This window comes from Moorena sp. SIO2C4, from assembly GCF_010672485.1.
Classification (GTDB): Bacteria; Cyanobacteriota; Cyanobacteriia; order Cyanobacteriales; family Coleofasciculaceae; genus Moorena; species Moorena producens.
In genome coordinates, this window is the sequence record NZ_JAAHGN010000759.1 from 1 (window position 1) to 3,751 (window position 3,751).

Genomic DNA, 3,751 nt, shown 5'->3' on the forward strand with positions numbered 1-3,751 from the left:
TCCAGTTTAGCGATGGCTCGAAGAGCCCGCCAAAGGCGATCGCATTCAAAACTGGCGTTGCATCAGTCTTCGCCCTGAATAGGAGTAGAGTGGGCATCCTGCCCGCGCGAAAATAAGGAGGAAACTGGCAAGATGCCAGTTCTACGCCTGATGCCAGTTCTACGCCTGATGCCAGTTCTACGCCTGATGCCAGTTCTACGCCTGATGCCAGTTTAGCGATCGCATTCAAAAGTAGGCAAAAGCTCACAATTATTTATTGTCTGGATCTTCTTGCTTCAGAAGCGCATCCACTAATACTGTGACTTGCACCAGGGAATTGATCACATCACTGGCTTGGGTAAAGGGTTTACCTTCATACTCGCAGTAGGCTGACCAGATTAGAGGAATAGCAACAAGTCCGACGAGCCAACCCTTGATGGTTTTAGGATTATACATGGGCAGGAATAAAAACAACAGCCTCATCTGTTTTTGTTAACTTTCTCAAAGAGCGATTCCATGCCAAATCGAGCTAGAGAGCCCATTTGAAAAATTTTTTCCGACTTTGCATAGAATCCAAGGTTGGCCACCGTTAGTTATTTAGAAAGGTAAATCCAGGAGATGGATTGAGATGGAGTTAACCCATGAACGAACTGGAGGAACGACTACAACAGCTAGCGTTAGAAGCTCAAAAGCATTCCCCAAAAAGCCGTGGCCGTCGTCTCGTCCTGACTCGGCTGATTCATATGATTCAAGCATCCGGCAAATTATCTCGCAGGAGATTTGACACTCCTCAGGAGGTTTACGATGATGCACTTCAAGAGACTTTGTTGTATGTGTTAAAAAAAATTGACACTTATGAACCGAGAGCTCCGGTGATTAACTGGGTCAATTACGTCCTCAAGAGACGGTTGATTGATGGCAATAAACGACATACCAAAGGGGGAAAGGAGTACTCACTAGATGCACCAATAAACTCTTCCGATGGGGGTAAGATCAATCAATCAGGTATGACCTATTTAGAAACCGTTGCCCAACCAGAAGACACTCCGTTACCTTCACAGCTTGTACGTCAGTGTATTGAAGAAGACTCTGATGGGCTGTTTGCCAGCAGACACGTTAAAGGACATCCTCAGGCCAACTTCAGAACTATTGCTCTTTTATATCTTGACCGGAAGAGTTGGCAACAGACTGCTGTAGCAGTTGGGTTAAAGCCAAAGCAAGCCTCAACGGTGCAAAGTTTCTACTGCCGCTCTTGTAAGTATTTTGCTGACAGGTTTAAGGAATACTTGCAGGAATAACTGACAAATAAGATTCAATGTATAGACGAGAGAGTAACCATGAATAACTTAACGGAAAAATTAACATTCTCTGTGCCTCTTACCAGAGATTGGTATCAACTAGCAGAAACCTTTAGTCGGGAACAGCACGAGCCGGACAAAGCTCAAGACGTTTACCTCAATACATTAGCAGTTTATGCCGTAAACTTCTACTTACAGTGTATGGAAGTAGAAACTGATTTACCAGCAAGTGATAGCAGTAATCCAGCCCTGCGATCGCTAATGAATGTATCCGATTTGATGGTTAAAGGTTGGGGAAAATTGGAATGTCGTCCTGTTTTACCTGGTGACCTAGTTTGTGACATCCCACCAGAAAGTCGCCAAGACCGAGTTGGTTATGTGGTGGTAGAAATTCATAAACCAAGTAATCAAGCTAAACTGCTAGGATTTTCCAAAACTGCAGTAGAAGGAAGCTTGGATATTAGTAAAATCGAGTCTCTTGAGCAGTTAATTAACCAATTACCAGAGCTGGAATCAAAGGTCGTAAAATTACTGGAATGGTTGAAGGATAATTTTGAATTAGTTCGTCGTCAATCTAAATTTATTTATCACTTAGAGAAACTTATTCACAAATATCCAGAATATGCAGAAATTTTAGAATTCGTAATTGAAAGGATGAAGAAAAAAAAACAAGTCCAAATATTAGGATTTATTCAAATGCTGAATAATAAGGATTAATACTGGTAATTATTTATTAAAAATCTAACACTTTGTCTAGAAGCGTTAACTCAAAATTAGGCTTATAATCTTCTAGGGATTATATTGATGATCTCGTCCAAGTAAAGGGTTATTTCTTTAGCTTCTTCAGGATCAAAACTTAGACTAACCTTTTGGTTTTTAATAAAATCTAGTGCATCTACATAAAGCTGTAAATCCCTATTCACAGGAATCTTTGATTCCTGTATTGCTCTATCCATCAGCTCCCAACTTCCTAACTCTAAACAGTAATAGATCAACTGCAAATATTTTCTGATTTCTTGAGAAAATACCTCAATATCCTCTGAGTAATCTGTATCTACATTGTTTGGATTCTGGTCATAATGCTTCCTTAAAGCTGCTTCGGCAGCTTCTTGGGATAACGCTTTTCGGTTAGCCTTGAGCCATTCCATAGCTTGAAGGCTAGCCTCCTCACTTTTTTTAAACTCACTTAGTGCTGTCTCTAGTCCCTTAATTAACTCCCCCGCACGCTCCGAGTCTCCCGTATCCTTGGCTTGGATTTGTTCTATAGATTCTGATACGAAGAGTTCTTCTGGAGATAGTACATCTTCCGGTTTTAGACCTAAAGCTTCGATAATTGCGATCGCATAACCCCGATCCACAGGTTTTCCACTGAAGAAGCGCTTAACTGTTCTATCGCTGATATTTTCTGCTCTTTCTGCAAGGCGATCAAAAGTTAGGGACTGACCTTCGTCATCTGTTTCAGTGGCTTTAGCTTGGTTAAGACGCCTTATTCCTTCAGGACTGGCACTAACACCACGGGGCTTGCGCTGTTTACTCATAGATAACAAATCTGTGTGATTGTCGTTGTTGAGAAGGACAGAAAAGGACACTTATTGATCCGAAACTGCTGCTTGACTGACTTTTCTGGCTTCCTAGGTTGAGTGGAATATAGTCAAATCCAACGCTGGCAATGGTTTGCTTAGGTTTCACTACCGATCCACCGCTCTAGGTAAAATCAAGGGTTTTAGGAGTAAAGTCAGTCAATCAGTCCAAAACTATGACTCAAGAGCTTAGAAAAGGACACTTATCTATCTTTGCTTTACTGTTGCTGAACTATTTTAGCGCTCAGCTTGCTCTTGGTGCAAGGCGCTCATAAGTTAGGGGCTTACCTTCGTGATCTCTTTGACTGGCTCTAGCTTGGTTAAGACGCCTTATTCCTTTAGGAATGGCTCTAATGCTACCAAGCTTGCCCTTTTGACTCATTGATAATTAATCCGTGTGATTCTAGTTGTTAAGAAGGACAGAAAAGGACACTTATTGATCCGAAACTGTCACTCAAGAGGTTAGAAAAAGACACTTATTATCTTGCCTTTATCTTTCCTTTACTGTCCTTGATACACCCATCTGCAAAATCTAGGATGGTGTTATAAGCAATCAAGCATCAGGACAAAACCATGACCAACTTACTAAAGCAATTTACTAGCACTTTTAAGGCACAGAAGAATACGCAACAGAATAGAGAAAAAACTACTGTAGTCACAACTCCAGCAACTGATAAAAACGGTGAGTCCCCAGTAGTAAGGCAATTTTCCATCTGGGGAATTGCCTTCCTGCTGATATCTGTATCTATAATATTTAACCTAGGACCTCACTTGATTGCCAAATCTAAGTTCACAGGGAAATATAATAGCAAGGTAGAGATCAGCGTAGAGGGAATCACGGTAACAACTGAAATAGACACAAGAGAAAGTAGTGGAGCAAATGACAATACCGAA

General features: G+C 41.2%; 6 protein-coding genes. 3 read left to right on the forward strand and 3 right to left on the reverse strand.

The genetic code is table 11. The features are described 5' to 3' along the window. The coding region (locus F6K20_RS28540) for a hypothetical protein (protein ID WP_287296920.1) at positions 1-247 on the reverse strand (247 nt) is incomplete at its 3' end. A 2-nt stretch (positions 248-249) separates the two neighbouring features. Then, positions 250-462 (reverse strand): hypothetical protein, encoded by a 213-nt coding sequence (locus F6K20_RS28545; protein ID WP_287262758.1) that lies wholly within the window; start codon positions 460-462, stop codon positions 250-252. A gap of 158 nt (positions 463-620) precedes the next feature. Between F6K20_RS28545 and F6K20_RS28550 the strand changes: the two genes are divergently transcribed. Both F6K20_RS28550 and F6K20_RS28555 read left to right on the forward strand, forming a co-directional pair. Next, entirely contained in the window at positions 621-1,277 is a 657-nt protein-coding gene (locus F6K20_RS28550; protein WP_008178841.1) for a sigma-70 family RNA polymerase sigma factor, read from the forward strand. A 39-nt stretch (positions 1,278-1,316) separates the two neighbouring features. Further along, a complete protein-coding gene (locus F6K20_RS28555; protein ID WP_008178842.1) occupies positions 1,317-1,994 on the forward strand; it encodes a DUF1822 family protein in 678 nt (225 codons plus the stop codon). Positions 1,995-2,056: 62 nt separating this feature from the next. On the opposite strand, the gene F6K20_RS28560 is transcribed toward F6K20_RS28555, so the two are convergent. Beyond that, positions 2,057-2,815: a bilin-binding protein gene (locus F6K20_RS28560; protein WP_008178848.1), complete on the reverse strand. Its 759-nt coding sequence runs from the start codon at positions 2,813-2,815 to the stop codon at positions 2,057-2,059. 615 nt (positions 2,816-3,430) lie between these two features. Between F6K20_RS28560 and F6K20_RS28565 the strand changes: the two genes are divergently transcribed. Beyond that, on the forward strand, positions 3,431-3,751 hold a 321-nt coding region (locus tag F6K20_RS28565), incomplete at its 3' end, for a hypothetical protein (RefSeq protein WP_287296923.1).